A 16,703-nucleotide genomic window follows, 5' to 3' on the forward strand; every position below is an offset into this window, starting at 1 on the left:
ATGAGAACGGAGGTATTCAAATGAACACAAAGACGAGAAGGTCATCTCGCACAAAAACAAGGAAATTAGTTGTAATAGCTATGCTATCAGCAATATCTATCTTCCTTGGAATCTCAGGACTCGGATTTATAACACTCCCCCCTGTAAAGGCTACTATAATGCATATACCAGTAATAATTGGTGCAATTATAGAAGGTCCTATCGTTGGTGCTTTAATTGGTTTAGTATTTGGATTATTTTCAATCTACCAAGCTTTTGCAGCACCTACACCTACAAGTTTTGTATTTTGGAATCCAATAATAGCAATTCTACCAAGAGTATTAATTGGTGTTGCTAGTTATTATATTTATATTGGAGTTTTAAAATCAACAAAGCGAAATATTAAAGTCACAGCTATTATAGGTGGACTTATACTTGGGATTTTAGGATTTCTCTCTGCTACTGGTATTCTAGAAATGTTAGGAGTTACTACTAAAATAGCTCATATAGCTGGAATGATACTTGGGGTTGTCCTTTTTATTGGTGTCATAGTTATTTCACTTAATGTAAAAGGTAAAAACAAACCAGAAGTTTTATCTATTGGAGTTGCTGCTATTCTAGGAACTATGGTAAATACAATTGGGGTTCTTGGGTTAATCTACATTATTTATCTAGATCAATACGCAAGAGAGCTTCATATGTCTTCTGAATTAGCTAGTGCATCAATTTTGGCAGTAGGCGTAACAAATGGAATTCCTGAGGCGTTTATATCTGCAATAATAACTATTCCAGTAGTTCTTGCGGTTAAAAAAATAAGAAAGTAATTAAATTAAAATATATATTTTAGGGGGGATTTCTTTGATAGAAATAAAAATACAAGATATTGAGGGATTCAAATTAGGACATGCATCCAATCATGAAGCTAGTACAGGTTGCACTGTTATTCTTGCTGAAAACGGTGCTAGTGCAGGGGTTGCTGTCAGAGGTGGTGCTCCAGGGACTAGAGAAACTGATTTACTAGACCCAAGTGAATTAATTCAAGAAATTCATGGATTAGTTCTTGCAGGAGGTTCTGCTTTTGGCTTAGATGCTTCATCAGGGGTAATGGAATATCTAGAAAAAAAAGATATTGGTTTTGATGTTACCGTTGCAAAAGTTCCAATAGTTTGTTCAGCTGTATTATTTGACTTAGCTTGTGGTAGTGCTAGTATTAGACCAGATAAAGAAATGGGAATACAATCTTGTATCAATTCAGAAACTTATACTGATAATATAAATGGAAATATTGGTTGTGGCACTGGTGCCACAATAGGTAAGTTTTTTGGTCCCTCATCTGCTATGAAAGGTGGATTTGGAAGTTATGCAGTTCAAGTTGGTGATTTGAAAATTGGTGCTATTGTTGGAGTTAATGCACTTGGTGATATTAAAGATCCTAGTACAGGCAAAATAATAGCTGGTGCTATAAATTTAAATAACGAATTTATAGATACAGAAAAAACTATGTTTACAATGCAATCTGAATCTCAAAATGCTTTTAAAGGTAATACCACAATTGGTGCAATTATTTGCAATGCAAAATTATCTAAAGCAGAAAATAAAAAAATAGCTTCTATGGCACATAATGCTTTTGCTAGAACTATATACCCTGCACATACTATGTTTGATGGAGATACAATATTTTCTCTCTCATCAGGTAAAAAGGAATATGATGTAAGTCTTATAGGTTCACTTGCTACACATGTTATGCAAGAAGCAGTTTTAAATGCTATAAAGAATGCTAAATCAATTTATAATTTTAAATCTTATACTGATTTAATAAAATAATATAAAAATAAAAGAGGAGCAGTTTTGCTCCTCTTTCTCTATTTAGTAACTTCTATTTCTGGTGTTTTAGATAACATTTTTCCATACATACCTTCTTGTCCAACTTCTATAGTTTTAATATTATCATCAAACCCTGTAGCAATTATTCTCTCACCATTATCATAAGTTGTTTTTATAGGCTTTCCATTAACTAAAACTACACTAGCTCGTGTTAAATTCTCCCCTTCAATTGTTAATTGATTACCTTCAATAATAGCTTTTGTTACTTTTATTGGTTCTAGACCCAACTGTATATCAGTCTTTTTATATAGATCTTTATCAAGCAGATAATTTTCTCCATATAACTGATCATATTGTATATCTTTTAAATACTCATCATACTTAGCATTACTTGAATATGCTTTATGAAATGACGGCATCATACCACCTTGTATTCCAGCAACATCAAATATATAAGTTGATAATTGATATGCTTGAATATCCTTTTCTATTGGCTTAATTCCTGTATTGCTCCAAATAAAGTATTCTGTATCATACTTTTGATCTGAAGGATAATTTGCAGGGTCATACACAACATCAAGTGCTGGTAAATGATCTCCATACATAGCTATAACTGTTGGTTCTCCTGATTTTTCAACATAATCAATAAGTGCACCAACATAATCATCTACTTCTTTAGCCTTATCAAGATACTCTTGAATTTGATTTTTTTCTATTTCACTAATATCTCCACTAACTGTATACTTCTGTGCTGCATAATCATCATCATAAGGACCATGGCTCTCCACTGCAACATTAAATATAAATTGTGGGTTATCTGATTTCATAAGATCTTCTATAGGTACTAAATTATTCATATCACTTGGATAATCATATTTCATTTGTAAATCATCCATATACTCTTTAGTTACTAATTTATCAAAACCAAAGTTTGCATATACCTCATCTCTATTATAGAAATTACCAGTATAGTTATGAATTGCAGTAACATCATATCCTTGATTTTTTAAAATATATGCCATACTCTCAACAGGTTGTTTTCTTAATATTGTATTATTAGGAATTTCCCCTGGTCCAAGATTATTAGCTGAATATCCAGTAAGAACTTCAAACTCACTTCGAACTGTACCACCACCAAAAGATGGAACTCTTATAAGTCCATTTGGACCTTTTTCTTGTATTTTTCTTATATTAGGCATTGGATCTTCTGAAAACTCAACACCTTTTAATCTATATGGATCAATAAAAGATTCTAACTGAACAACTATTATATTAGGTTTCTTTGTATTTCCAGAAACAGCCTGTATTTCTTCATCCATCTTCGTTTTAATTTCATCTACCCTAACTTCTGAATAAGTTTCAGGCTTATTTGGTATCAACTCTTTTGCAGAATCTATAAATGATACCAAATAACCATTTACTCCATACGTACTTGTTAAGTCCCATCTATATAGTTTTATATTATCTTTTTCTCTATTATACTTATACGCCACAACTGTACATAAAATAGCTGGTATTATAAGAAATACTATATTTCGTACATAGCTAAAAGTATCATTTTTCTTTTCCTTTTTGAATAAAATAATTATCCCTATGATAAACCCAATCAATATTAAAGCCATTAATATGATTTCTACTAAACCTAGATATTCTCCAGCAATAGCTAGTCCATCTTTTATAGAATATATATCAGCCGCTGTAAATGGACTTCCTCTAAATTTCATAACAACAGCACCAGCTATTCCAAATATTAATACCAGTCCTGCAATTACTGTATATACAGCTTTTGTCTTTTTAAACAAAAATGCTAATGATGTAATACTTAGTACAATCGTTATATTTAATAAAAACATAGTAAAGTGAGCTGTAACAAAAGTTGTAGCTTTTACTAATGATCCTCTTTGCATTATTTCTATTACTAAAGTTATTACTATTGATAATAGTATCAATATACCAGCACTTTTTAAAACACTAAAAATATTCTTTTTATTTAACTTATCCTTTAAATTATTCAAATTCATCATTTTGAATTAATCCTCTCCCCTCAAAATAAATACTCTCATAATTATATCATCTAAACTTTAACTAACTGTTTCAAGATATAAAAGTTAATATAAATATAATAAAAAAACGATATTTTGGAATTTAATTTCCAAAATATCGCTTTAATTTTTTAATTTCTCATAATTATATAAATTGTATAAACTATATAAACAAAAATAAGTACAAATCCTTCTTTTTTTGATATATGCTTACTTTCTTTCTTATTAAGTATAATTGAAAGAACTAAAATTAATGTTATAACTATAAGTAATATCAAGTCAAATGCTAATGCACCACCAACTGCTATTGGTGATATGACTGAAGATAAACCAAGTATTAAGACTATATTAAATATATTAGAGCCTAATACATTTCCAAGTGCAATTCCATTTTCACCTTTTCTAGCAGCCACAACGGATGTAACCAGCTCTGGCAGTGATGTTCCAATAGCTACAATTGTTAATCCTATTAATTTTTCACTCATTCCAAGCGATATTGCTATTGCAGATGCATTTTTCACTACTAAATCTCCACCAAAAACTATTAATATGACACCTAGTATAGAGAATAATACTTTTGGAACTACTTTTACATCTTTATAATTTTCTCTATCATCATTTTCATCTTCATTTGCAGTACTTTTTTTACTACTATAAATTAAGAACCCTATATAAATTACAGCTATTGCAAGAAGAATAACTCCCTCAACTCTTGATAAACTTCCTGTACCACCAAATATAAATATTAAAATATATAAAAGGACTGTAACAGCTAAACTAAGTAATAAATCAAATTTAACTAAATTCTTTTTTATTATAAGTGGACTAACTAAAGCAGTCGCACCTAAAACTATAAGTGTATTGAAAATATTTGATCCTAAAACATTACCTACAGCAAGTCCATTACTTCCATTCATTGCCGATGTTAAGCTTACTGATAATTCTGGCGCACTTGTCCCAATAGAAACTATTGTAAGCCCTACTATTACAGACGGAATTCCAACTTTTTTTGCTATAGATGATGCACCATCAACAAAAAAGTCTGCTCCTTTTATAAGTAAAATAAAACCTACCACTAAAAATATATAATTAACCAAAGGTTAACCCCCCTCTTCTTTAAGTATGTAATTACAAATAGTATAACACAAAATTTAGCCTTATTCCCAAATCTTAAAATCAAAAAGAAGAAATAGCTACCGCCATTCCTTCTTTTTGATTTACATATTATTTTTTATTAATAATGATATTTTCATCTTTAACATCTACAAGTGCAGTATCTCCTGCAATTAAATCTCCGCCTATTATTTTTTTAGCAAGGCTTGTTTCAAGAACATTTCCAATAAATCTTTTTAATGGTCTTGCTCCATAAACAGGATCATACCCTTCTCTTGATAATAATTCTTTAGCTGCATCTGTAAGTTCAAGTTTAATATCTCTCTCCATAAGTCTTTTAGCTGTTGAACCAACAAATATATCAACTATTTTTTTTATTCCTTCATTGCTTAAAGGTTTAAACATTATAATATCATCAACTCTATTTAAGAACTCTGGCTTAAATCTAAGTTTCATTTCATTCATTACAGAGTTTCTTATTCCCTCTTCAATATCTTCTGATTTATTTTCTAGTAAATATTGACTCCCTATATTGGATGTCATTATTATTATTGTATTTTTAAAATCTACAGTCTTACCTTTATTATCAGTAAGTCTTCCATCATCTAATATCTGTAGAAACATATTAAATACATCTGGGTGAGCTTTTTCAATTTCATCAAATAATATAACTGAATATGGATTTCTTCTTACAGCTTCAGTTAATTGTCCACCTTCCTCATATCCAACATAGCCTGGAGGTGGTCCTACAAGTCTAGAAACTGCTTGTTTTTCCATATACTCTGACATATCAACTCTAATAATATTGTCTTCACTATCAAATAAATTTCTAGCAAGAGTTTTAGCAAGTTCAGTTTTACCGACTCCTGTTGGTCCAAGGAATATAAATGAACCTATTGGCTTATTCTCATCTTTAAGCCCTGCTCTCGCTCTAATAACTGCATTTGCAACAGCAGTAGTAGCCTCATCTTGACCAATTACTCTTTCTCTTAATTCATCTTCTAATCTAAGTAGTTTTTCTTTTTCACCCTCAACAAGCTTTGTAACTGGAATACCTGTCCATTTTGAGATTATTTCTGAAATTTCGTTCTCAGTTACTTCCTCTTTAAGAAGTGCCTCTCCATTTCCTTTGTCCATATTTTCTTCTTTTTCTTTAATTGCTTTTGAAAGTTCTGGGATTTTCCCATATTTAAGTTCTGCAACTTTATTTAAATCATACTCTCTCTCTGCTGTTTCTATATCAGCTCTAACATTTTCAAGTTCTTTTTTTAATTCCCTTACTTCTGTTATATGTGATTTTTCTTTTTCGTACTTAGCAGTTAAAGCATCATTTTTCTCTTTAAGATTTGCAAGTTCCTTTTCTAAATCTATTAATCTTTTAACTGATGCATCATCATCTTCTTTAGAAAGTGCTTCCCTTTCTGTTTCAAGCATAAACAATTTTCTTCTTATAATATCTAAGTCAGTAGGAAGAGAATCTATTTCAGTTCTTATCATAGCGCCTGCTTCATCAATTAAATCTATAGCCTTATCAGGCATATATCTATCTTTTATATATCTATCTGAAAGTTTAGCTGCTGCTACAATCGCTGAATCATGAATTCTAATTCCATGATGTATTTCAAACTTTTCTTTAAGCCCTCTTAAAATAGAAATTGTTTCTTCAACATTTGGTTCCTCTACTCTAATAGGTTGGAATCTTCTCTCAAGTGCCTTATCTTTTTCAATATACATTCTGTATTCATCAAAAGTTGTTGCACCAATACAATGAAGTTCTCCTCTAGCAAGCATAGGTTTAATTAAATTCCCAGCATCCATTGAACCTTCTGTTTTACCAGCACCAACAATAGTATGAATCTCATCTATAAATAAGATAACTTTTCCATCAGCTTGTTCAACTTCTTTTAAAACAGCTTTAAGTCTTTCTTCAAATTCACCTCTATATTTTGCCCCCGCAATAAGTGCTCCCATATCAAGTGAAATAATAGTCTTATCTTTTAATCCCTCAGGAATATCACCTCTTACAATTCTTTCAGCAAGACCTTCTACAATCGCAGTTTTACCAACACCTGGCTCACCTATTAAAATAGGATTGTTTTTAGTTCTTCTTGATAGAATTCTAACAGCTCTTCTAATTTCGTCATCTCTACCTATAATTGGATCTAACTTATTTTTTTTAGCAAGATCAATTAAATTTGTACCATATTTAGCTAAGGCCTCATATGTTCCTTCTGGATTGTTAGTATCAACTCTTTGATTTCCCCTAACACCTTGTAACACGCTTAAAAATTCATCTTTTGAGATATTATTTTTTTCTAGTACTCTACCAACAGCACCAACTTTATCAATTTCCATCATAGCAAGCATAACATGCTCTACACTTATATAAGAATCACCAAATTCTTTAGATAACTCTTCAGCTCTAATTAAAACTTCATTAATTCTTCTACTAGCTACAACTCCACCTGATTTAGCAGCTTCACCTAAGATTTTAGGCATCTTATCAAGCTCTATATGAACATCATTTTTCATTATACCTATATTCGTTCCCATTTTTTCGATTATATTAGGAATAAGGCCATCTTCTTGATTTACTAAAGCTGAAAAAAGATGAATAATATCTACTTGCTGATGATTATATTTTACAGCTGTATTATATGCTTCATTTAAACTTTCTTGTACTCTTAATGTCATTTTCTCTGCATTCATTTTTAAATCACCTCTTATATTTTATATTATATTTTTATAGTAATACTAATTTTTTTGAAAGTCAAAATGATTGAAATATCTTTTCATACTACCTTTTGTCAATTTCTTATCATTTTTATACAAATAAAACAGACCTGATGTTGTTATTAATAGCATTAGTTGATATTATAATAATGTATATTAATTTTAAAAAGGGGTGTTTTTATTGCAATTAACAGTATTTGATTTTACGCAAGAAAGTATTTCATTGCTACAAGAATTAAAAGCTGATTTAAATTCAGCTTCAGACATATTAGATGATTTTTTCTTCGCACTTCTTGAAAATAACTGCGATGGTTTTTTTAATATTTCAACAAGAGTTAAATCTAGACTTAGTTTGAAAGAAAAAATTATAAGAAATAACTATTACTTATCTTATACTACTCCAGAAGAGTTGTTTTCAAATCTTTCTGATTTAATAGGTGTGAGAATAGAATGTAGATTTATAGAAGATGAAGGAACTATATTTAAATATCTAAAATCTTCATTCACACATACCAGCAAAGATGGATATAGTTATTCTCCTCTAGCGCCTAACATAAGATTAGACCTTAGAGAAGAACAACCACTTCGTCAAAAAAATGGTTTTGTATTATATCGAATTGATGCTTATATAAAAACAGAAGAACATACATTCAATTTTGAACTTCAAATCAAATCAATGGTTAACTTATTTTGGAGTGAGATAGAACATAAAGTTATATATAAAAATTATAATATGGTACTTGGAGATAAATTCTATAAGAGTATACTAAATTCCATTAAAAGTAACCTTTCAATGATAGATAACCAACTATTAACAATATATAATCATATGAATGAGTTTAATAATTCTGATCATGTACTAAAAAAAGAACGTTTAGAAGATTTACTATCTAAAATGATTTTTGATTTATATGCATCAAAAGTCAAAGAAGACCTTGGGATTTCAGTAGATTTTAGAAATGCTTGTGATATAATGGTCGATTACATATTTACAAAAAATAATTGTAGTACAGCACACGATCAGTATAATACATTTATAAAAACTTCTGTTCGATTAAATGAAATTTTTAAAAATGATATTTGTTTTAGGAGTTCTCTAATAATAGATAGACCAGTTGAATTTACTTCTGATTTTTCTTATGCTGTAGGAAATAAACTTTTAATTTCAATGAACAAAGATTTCCATTGGAATTTATTCTTTAAAATCTTATTTGATATAGAACCTGGTGACCATGTAGAAGATTTTGAAACATTTATGAAATACCTAGAAACTATATTATCAAATAGAGATAGTTACCTTAATTTCTATTTAAAATTTACAAATGAACAAGTTACTACATTTAAACATGAATTTATTACAGCACTTTGCAATGCATTTCTTGCTGTAGATTCAATTGAATTTATCTATCGAGATAAATTATTAGAAATTTTTGAAACACTTGATGACCATTGTAAATTCATATGTGATGAAGTATCCTCATTTGAGCATTATTCACTTTACCGAGAGATATATAATGAATATTTATATCTTAAAATACTTTCTATTTTCAACTGTTCAATAAGTGTACCAAATGCATTTGACTTTGCAGAAGAACTTAGAAAAAGCCAAAGTAAAATACGAATAACAACTAAAGGATTAAATTATATAAATTCTCTTGATAAAGAAAAAGCTGTTATAAGTACTAAGTTTTTAAAGTATATGTACATTAGATAATTAGGGCTTAGAGAAAGGAAAGATAAGAAAGCATATTTCTTATCTTTTTTTGCATATTTTTTGAATTTAAATTTGATAGTTAGATTTTCAATTGTTTTATGATTTAAATAATCATTTACGAGTATTTTATTTAGAAGTAAAATACTCGTAAATTTTATAAAATAAGCTTTAAAATAGCTAAAATTAAAAATTTACAAATAAAAAAAGGACCTAGAAAATCTAGATCCTTTCCTGAATAATACCAAAATAATATTGATATTACATTTTTGCATTCTATACTATTTTGAGTAGAACTCAACGATTAATTGTTCATTAATTGTTATTGGGAACTCTTCTCTAGTTGCAAATCTTACATAAACACCTTTGTATTCTTCAACGTTTTTCTCAACGTATGTTACTGTGCTTAAGTTGTTAGCAAAGTTTTCAGCAAACATTTCTGTTTTTCTTGACTTCTCTCTTAATACAACTTCGTCTCCTGGTTGTAATCTGTATGAAGGGATATCAATTTTTGATCCATTCACTAAGAAGTGTCCGTGGTTAACCATTTGTCTTGCTTGTCTGATTGAGCTAGCAAATCCCATTCTGTATACCATGTTATCTAATCTTGATTCTAAGATTCTTAATAACGCGTCACCAGCTTGCATATTACTATTGAAAGCTTCTTCAACATTTCTTCTGAATTGTTTTTCCATAACTCCATAGTAAGCTCTTAATCTTTGCTTTTCTAATAATTGAGTACCATAGTCTGATAACTTCTTATCAGCTCTGCTTGTTCCTCTTAAAGCTCGCTCCATTGCTTTTGGATGACCAGAAACATTTAATCCTAATCTTCTACACTGTTTGAAACGAGGTCCCATCATTTTTGCCATTTGCAATTACCTCCATTGATAATTAAATTTATTTATTTTTGTACATTTAGTACTTATACAATATATCATTTTATATTCAAGTTAACAAGTCCTAAAATAAGAGTTACATAAATTTATTTTTATATAACTCCCATTTTCTTGTCTTTTCTCGTTTTTTATCTATTTTAATTATAATTCCATCAAAAAATAGTATTATATCAAAAATTTATTCATGTTCTTCTAAAACTCTTAAACTTAATGCACTAAACTCCGTTAATATATTTTTCAACATATCTGTGATATTTTTCTGCATACCCGCTCTATCAGTTTCTAAGTTTATAACAAGAATTGGTTCATGTAATGATACCCTTATTAAAAACCATGATTTTGTGTTTTTCACATATACCTTTATTCCCTCATAGTTAGGACTACATATTACTAACTCTTCTGATTCCTCGGCTTTTTTTCTAAACTTCTCTAATATATTATTTCCATAAGCTCTAAAATCTTCTGTTTTTATATTTAATCTAAATTCATCCTCTTCAAAACTTTCTTTAAAGTTTTCTATTATACTAGATAGCACTTTTCCTTCTTGATTTAATTTTGCAAGTTTTATAAGTATTTTAGAAACTAAATATGCACCATCATCTAAGAAGTAATTTTCCTTAATAGCTGCATGTCCTGATGTTTCTATTGCAAGGTCGCTCTCTTGTCCAATTTTATTTAGTCTTTTTGATTCATTTATAACATTTTTATATCCTCTTTTGAATCTATGATGTTTTCCACCAAGTGATTCTATAAATTCTTTTAAGCCTTCTGATGTTATTGAATCTGTAACTATAGTTGTACCTGGAACTTCCTCTAATATAATAGCTGATATTACTGCTATTAAACTATTTTTATTTATCTCTCTTCCATCTTTATCTACAACTGCTGCTCTATCTACATCTGTATCAAATATAATCCCAAGATCAGCTTTGCTTTTTATAACTGCATCACTTATAGATTTCATTGCTTCTTTATTTTCTGGGTTTGGAATATGATTTGGGAAATTTCCATCCGCATCTAAGAACTGGCTTCCCTTTGTGTCTGCACCTAAAGCTTCTAAGACATCATGTGCAAAAAAGCCTCCTGCACCATTTCCAGCATCAACTATTATTTTAAGCCCCTCTAAAGGTCTTTCTTTAGCTGTTGCTTGTCTTATTTTTTCTACTAAAACATTTGAATAATCACTTATTAAATCTTTATTTTCAACATTTCCAAGTTCATACTCTTTATCTATTCCTGTTGCTAACGCAATGACTTCCTTTAAATCTTCTTTTTCTAGTCCACCTTGATTTGTAAAGAATTTCATTCCATTGTATTGCTTTGGCATATGACTTGCTGTTAGCATTATAGACCCTGTTACTTTATATCCATCTAATATTGTACTCATAAACATAGCTGGTGTTGTTGCCATGTTACAATCTACAACATCTACTCCCATTTTAGTTAATCCACTTATAGCTGATTTTTTTAATAAATCTCCTGTTAATCTTGAGTCTTTCCCAAGTGCTACTGATATTTTAGTTTTATTTTTCTTATATAACCATTTAGAAAAACCAATTGCTATATTTTCAACTGCTTCTTCTGTTAAAGTAAGGTTAAAACCTTCATTATCTAATGCTATACCTCTAATATCTGTACCATTTTGTAGTTTTTCTAAAGTACTCATCTAATCACTCCTAGTTCATCTTTTGTTTGAAATATTTACAATTTTATTATATACTATTTCATTGACAACGTATACTTAGTATGATTTTCTCTCTTTACAATAATTGAGCATAAAGCCCACGAACTTTAGTCGTGGGAGTGTCAAGTTAAATCTCTAATTCTTAGCTATCCTATCTTTAAAGTTATTTTTTAGTACTATTATTGCTTTTTCTAATTCATCCTCATTAGTTCCACTTATAAAATCCCATTGCTCTATTATAAATTCTTTTATGTCATCTAATATTTTCTCTATATCATTAATTTCTAATATTCTATTATTAAAATTTATTTTAGCCTTTTTAACTTTTATATCTATTGTTACTTTTTCAATCCCTTTTATAACACCTGGAACTTCATCTAATAAATAGAAATATTCACTATATTCATCTTTTAACTTTACTGCTGTTTCAAATATAACTTCTACCTGTCCCTCTTCAATTTCTTTAACTTTAAACTTAAAACCTTTTCTAATAAGCATCTCTTTAAATTTATTCATAATATCTACTCCTTTTTTATTTATAGAATATACTATGCTTTTCTTCTTGTATTTTTGCCTAAAGTCATTTTTTATTTGTTTATTCAAAATATTTTATCTTAAAGCAATAAAGAAAGCAGATTACACTTGTTATAAATGTAATCTGCTTTATATATCTATCTATTTACTCACTAGTAAAAGCATTTCTCTTAATACTTTACAAGCAACAGCCGTTGAAACACCACTTTGATCATAATGTGGTGATAGTTCATTTATATCAAATGCTACTATATTCAAATCTTTCATTGCTTTAATCCCAGCTATCATTTCTCTAAATGTAATTCCACCAGCTTCAGGAGTTCCTGTCCCTGGGAATATTGATGGGTCTAATACATCAAGGTCTATTGTTACATAAACATTTTTACCTTTTAAATTTTCTGCAATTTCACTTAATGTTTCTGCATCAAATTTTCTTGTGTAAACATGCTCTTTTCCCCAATAGATTTCTTCTTTTGATCCTGATCTTATACCAAATTGGTAAATTTTATCATCACCAACTATTTCCCAACATCTTTTCATTACGCTTGCATGAGATAATTTCTCTCCCATATAATCGTCTCTTAAATCTGCATGGGCATCAAAGTGTATAATGTGTAGATCCTCATATTTTTTAGCTACACTTCTAATAGCACCTAAAGTTACAAGATGTTCTCCACCTATCATTACAGGCATTTTTCCATCTGCTAATACTTCATCAGAAAAATCTTCTATAATTTTTAAAGTTCTCTGTGCATTACCAAATGGGAATTCTAAATCTCCAGCATCAAAATAACAATAGTCTTCCATATCCTTATCTTGGTATGTGCTATAAGTTTCTAAACCATAAGAATCTGGTCTCATTGCTTGACTTGCAAATCTTGTCCCTGGTTTAAATGATGTTGTTGAATCAAATGGAGCACCATAAATTACAATGCTTGATTCCTCATACTCATTATCACATGACATAAGTGTTGTAAGGTTTCTATTCATTTCTAGCCTCCGCAAGCATTTTTTTAACATAGTTAGGTAATGCAAATGCTCCTGTATGAACTTCTGTATTATAATATTTAGTCTCTAATCCAAGTTTGTTCCAATCTTCTACTGTAGGATTGTTTAATGGATCATATTTTTTTGAAGCAAATCCAAATAACCAATGTCCTGATGGATATGTTGGTATATGAGCTTGGTAAACTCTACATACTGGGAAACACTCTTTTATTCTTTTATGAGCTCTCATCATGTTTTTAGCATACTCCTCATAGTAAGGACTTTCATGTTGGTTAACAAGTATTCCTTCTTCGTTTAATGCTTTAAAACAATTTCCGTAGAACTCTTTTGTAAATAGTCCTTCTCCTGGTCCAAATGGATCTGTTGAGTCAACAATTATTAAATCATACTTGTTTTCAACACCTCTAACAAATTTTAAACCATCTTCATAATAAAGATTTACTCTTGGGTCTGTTAATTTTTCTGCTGTTTGAGGTAAGTATTTAACGCATACATCAACAACTAACTTATCTATTTCAACCATATCTATATTTTCGATATTTTTATATCTTGTAAGTTCTCTTACAGTTCCACCATCTCCTGCACCAATAACTAATACATTTTTGATGTCAGGGTTTGTAGCCATAGGAACGTGAACTATCATATCATGATAGATAAATTCATCTTTTTCTGTTACCATCATAAGTCCATCTAATGTAAAGAATGTTCCAAATTCATTTGACTTAAACACGTCTATAGTTTGAAATTCACTTTTCCCACTATATAACTGTTCCTTAACTTTTATTGAAAATCTTACTTCTGGTGTATGTTCTTCTGTATACCATAATTCCATATCTAAATCGCTCCTCTTATTTTAATACTTTTATTTCTTCTACTCTCATATCTTCAAGCCCAGTCATAAGACTACCTTTATTTTTAGAGTATAGAATAAATTCAATTGCTTCTTTTGTTATTAATTCTCCTGGTGCAAGGATTGGTATCCCTGGAGGATAACACATTACAAACTCTCCTGAAATACGTCCCTCACTCTCTATAATCTTTATTGATTCTCTTTCAGAATAAAAGGCCTCTTTTGGAGTTACTTTTAATATAGGGCTTATATATTCTTGCTCTATTAAATCTCTCTTATCCTCTTTATAGTGAACCCTTTGAATCTCATAAAGTGCTGCTACAAGTCTTTCAATATTGTAATCTGTATCCCCTACTGATATTATCGCTAGTATATTACCAACATCACCAAGTTCTATTTGAATATCATATTCATCTCTTAATATATCATAAACTTCTATGCCTGCAAGACCCACATCAAGTGTATTTACTACAAGTTTTGTAATATCAAAATCAAAAATATTTTTTCCATTAACTATTTCTCTAGAAAAAGCATAATAGTGTTTAATTTTATTTATTTCAGCTCTTGCATAATTTGCTTTTTTAACTATACTCTCAACAATATCTTCACCTTTTAATGCAAGATTTCTTCTTGCTATATCAAGAGATGACATAAGTAGATATGACCCACTAGTTGTCTGTGTTAAGTTTATTATAGTTCTCATATATGATGGAGATATTTTATCTGTATTTAATAATAGTAATGAACTCTGAGTAAGTGATCCACCTGTTTTATGAACACTAACAGCTGACATATGACAGCCTGCTTCCATTGCTGAGATTGGAAGGTCTTTCCCAAAGTATAAGTGTGTACCATGAGCTTCATCTGCTAATACAAGCATATTATTCTCTTCTGCAAGCTTAACTATACTTTTTAAGTCTGAACAAATCCCATAGTATGTTGGGTTATTAACAAATATAGCTTTAGCATCTGGATTTTCTTTAACAACTTTTTTTATTTCATCAAGGTCCATCCCAAGTGAAATACCAAGTTTGCTATGAATACCCGGATTTATATATATAGGTGTTGCACCGGCTAATATAAGTGCATTTATAGCTGATATATGAACATTTCTTGGCAAGATAATTTTGTCACCTTCCCTACAGATACTCATAATCATGGCTTGTACTGCAGATGTAGTTCCATTCACCATAAAAAATGAATGTTTTGCTCCAAATGCTTTTGCTGCAAGTTCTTCTGCCTCTTTTATAACAGATGTAGGATGACAAAGATTATCAAGAGGTTTCATTGAATTAACATCTACTGATAGACATTTTTCTCCAAGAAATTCTTTTAACTCTGGATTTCCTCTTCCCTGTTTGTGTCCTGGAACATCAAAAGGAACAATTTTGTTCTTTCTATATTGTTTTAAAGCTTCATAAATCGGAGCTTTTTCTTGCTCAATCTTACTCACTTGCCTTCCCTCCTAATATAAATTAGTTCCTGAATATATCTCTATCATCTCTTTTGATAATCCATCTCTTATGTTAAGTCTTTGAATTGGTGATAATTCACAACTCTCTGTATTAAATAAGTAATTATCTAATTTAATTTCTTTAATCATCATTTTTGTATGATATATATTTGCTTGATATACATTTATATCAGTTGCATCATAATTTTTCAGCGTATCTTTATCTATAAAGTTTTGTATTGAATTTATATCATGATCTATAAATAATTTCTTACCATCTACATCTCTTGTAAATCCTCTTACTTTATAATCAACAGTGATAACATCTGAATCAAAACTTTCTATAAGATAATTTAAAGCATTAATTGGAGAAATATGTCCACATGTTGAAACATCTATATCAACTCTAAAAGTTGTTATTTCCTTATTAGGATGGCACTCTGGATACGTATGAACAGTTACATGACTTTTATCTAGGTGAGCTACAACAGCATCTCTATACTGAATTTCAAAGTCTTCAAGTCTTCCTTTATTACATGACTTATCAACTAGCTCGTCATCTATCTCTTCCTCACATATAAGTAGAGTTACACTAGCTCCTTGTGGTTCATAATCTTGTTTTGAAATATTTAAAACACTTGCTCCTATTGCTTTTGTCACATCACATAAAATATTAGTTAATCTTTCGGCATTGTACTGCTCATCTATATATTTTATATAATCTTGTTTATCCTTCTCAGTTTTTGTATAACAAACATCATAAATATTAAAACTTAATGTTTTTGTTAAATTGTTAAAACCATAAAGACGAATTTTTTCACTCAATTCCTCACCTCATCAAATTGTATTAATTTTTTACTTACTTATTATATA

13 protein-coding genes are annotated in these 16,703 nt (G+C 29.5%); 3 read left to right on the forward strand and 10 right to left on the reverse strand.

Going from position 1 to position 16,703, the window contains the following annotated elements:
- Positions 1–20: 20 nt before the first annotated feature.
- Both Q0V24_RS02080 and Q0V24_RS02085 read left to right on the forward strand, forming a co-directional pair.
- Positions 21–803 (forward strand): ECF transporter S component, encoded by a 783-nt coding sequence (locus Q0V24_RS02080; protein WP_297518248.1) that lies wholly within the window; start codon positions 21–23, stop codon positions 801–803.
- A 34-nt stretch (positions 804–837) separates the two neighbouring features.
- Positions 838–1,803, forward strand: coding sequence for a P1 family peptidase (locus tag Q0V24_RS02085; RefSeq protein ID WP_297518250.1), 966 nt, complete (start codon positions 838–840; stop codon positions 1,801–1,803).
- A 38-nt stretch (positions 1,804–1,841) separates the two neighbouring features.
- Here Q0V24_RS02085 and Q0V24_RS02090 read toward each other — a convergent pair whose 3' ends face one another.
- From Q0V24_RS02090 to clpB, 3 genes are all read right to left on the reverse strand, one after another.
- Positions 1,842–3,827 carry an LTA synthase family protein gene (locus Q0V24_RS02090; RefSeq protein ID WP_297518253.1) on the reverse strand — a complete coding sequence of 662 codons (1,986 nt, stop codon included), beginning with the start codon at positions 3,825–3,827 and terminating at the stop codon, positions 1,842–1,844.
- Between the two features lie 149 nt (positions 3,828–3,976).
- On the reverse strand, positions 3,977–4,942 hold the full coding sequence (locus Q0V24_RS02095; protein WP_297518256.1) for a calcium/sodium antiporter: 966 nt from the start codon (positions 4,940–4,942) through the stop codon (positions 3,977–3,979).
- A gap of 127 nt (positions 4,943–5,069) precedes the next feature.
- Positions 5,070–7,667 (reverse strand): ATP-dependent chaperone ClpB, encoded by a 2,598-nt coding sequence (gene clpB, locus Q0V24_RS02100; RefSeq protein WP_297518259.1) that lies wholly within the window; start codon positions 7,665–7,667, stop codon positions 5,070–5,072.
- A gap of 205 nt (positions 7,668–7,872) precedes the next feature.
- Between clpB and Q0V24_RS02105 the strand changes: the two genes are divergently transcribed.
- Positions 7,873–9,405: a relA/spoT family protein gene (locus Q0V24_RS02105; protein WP_297518262.1), complete on the forward strand. Its 1,533-nt coding sequence runs from the start codon at positions 7,873–7,875 to the stop codon at positions 9,403–9,405.
- A 278-nt stretch (positions 9,406–9,683) separates the two neighbouring features.
- Here the strand turns inward: Q0V24_RS02105 and rpsD are convergent, their stop codons facing one another.
- The 7 genes from rpsD to speD all read right to left on the reverse strand — a co-directional run bounded on the left by rpsD (position 9,684) and on the right by speD (position 16,655).
- Positions 9,684–10,274 (reverse strand): 30S ribosomal protein S4, encoded by a 591-nt coding sequence (gene rpsD / locus Q0V24_RS02110; protein ID WP_297518264.1) that lies wholly within the window; start codon positions 10,272–10,274, stop codon positions 9,684–9,686.
- Positions 10,275–10,479: 205 nt separating this feature from the next.
- Positions 10,480–11,967 (reverse strand): phosphomannomutase/phosphoglucomutase, encoded by a 1,488-nt coding sequence (locus Q0V24_RS02115; protein ID WP_297518267.1) that lies wholly within the window; start codon positions 11,965–11,967, stop codon positions 10,480–10,482.
- Positions 11,968–12,120: 153 nt separating this feature from the next.
- The gene (locus Q0V24_RS02120; protein WP_297518269.1) at positions 12,121–12,501 is read right to left on the reverse strand and encodes a hypothetical protein; all 381 of its coding nucleotides are present in this window, start codon (positions 12,499–12,501) and stop codon (positions 12,121–12,123) included.
- 159 nt (positions 12,502–12,660) lie between these two features.
- Complete coding sequence (speB, locus tag Q0V24_RS02125; protein WP_297518272.1) at positions 12,661–13,509, reverse strand: agmatinase; 849 nt, start codon at positions 13,507–13,509, stop codon at positions 12,661–12,663.
- Positions 13,502–14,359: a polyamine aminopropyltransferase gene (speE, locus tag Q0V24_RS02130; RefSeq protein ID WP_297518276.1), complete on the reverse strand. Its 858-nt coding sequence runs from the start codon at positions 14,357–14,359 to the stop codon at positions 13,502–13,504. Before speE ends, speB begins: the two co-directional genes overlap by 8 nt.
- A gap of 16 nt (positions 14,360–14,375) precedes the next feature.
- Positions 14,376–15,830: an aminotransferase class I/II-fold pyridoxal phosphate-dependent enzyme gene (locus Q0V24_RS02135; RefSeq protein ID WP_297518278.1), complete on the reverse strand. Its 1,455-nt coding sequence runs from the start codon at positions 15,828–15,830 to the stop codon at positions 14,376–14,378.
- A gap of 12 nt (positions 15,831–15,842) precedes the next feature.
- On the reverse strand, positions 15,843–16,655 hold the full coding sequence (speD, locus tag Q0V24_RS02140) for an adenosylmethionine decarboxylase (protein ID WP_297518281.1): 813 nt from the start codon (positions 16,653–16,655) through the stop codon (positions 15,843–15,845).
- Between the last annotated feature and the right edge of the window lie 48 nt (positions 16,656–16,703).

It is taken from the genome of uncultured Clostridium sp., from assembly GCF_947039605.1.
GTDB lineage: Bacteria > Bacillota > Clostridia > Clostridiales > Clostridiaceae > Sarcina.

Coding starts and splice junctions, on each gene's coding strand:
- Q0V24_RS02080 (WP_297518248.1), top strand. CDS start 21: ATGAACACAAAGACGAGAAGGTCATCTCGCACAAAAACAAGGAAATTA.
- Q0V24_RS02090 (WP_297518253.1), bottom strand. CDS start 3,827: ATGATGAATTTGAATAATTTAAAGGATAAGTTAAATAAAAAGAATATT.
- clpB (WP_297518259.1), bottom strand. CDS start 7,667: ATGAATGCAGAGAAAATGACATTAAGAGTACAAGAAAGTTTAAATGAA.
- rpsD (WP_297518264.1), bottom strand. CDS start 10,274: ATGGCAAAAATGATGGGACCTCGTTTCAAACAGTGTAGAAGATTAGGA.
- Q0V24_RS02115 (WP_297518267.1), bottom strand. CDS start 11,967: ATGAGTACTTTAGAAAAACTACAAAATGGTACAGATATTAGAGGTATA.
- Q0V24_RS02120 (WP_297518269.1), bottom strand. CDS start 12,501: ATGAATAAATTTAAAGAGATGCTTATTAGAAAAGGTTTTAAGTTTAAA.
- speB (WP_297518272.1), bottom strand. CDS start 13,509: ATGAATAGAAACCTTACAACACTTATGTCATGTGATAATGAGTATGAG.
- speE (WP_297518276.1), bottom strand. CDS start 14,359: ATGGAATTATGGTATACAGAAGAACATACACCAGAAGTAAGATTTTCA.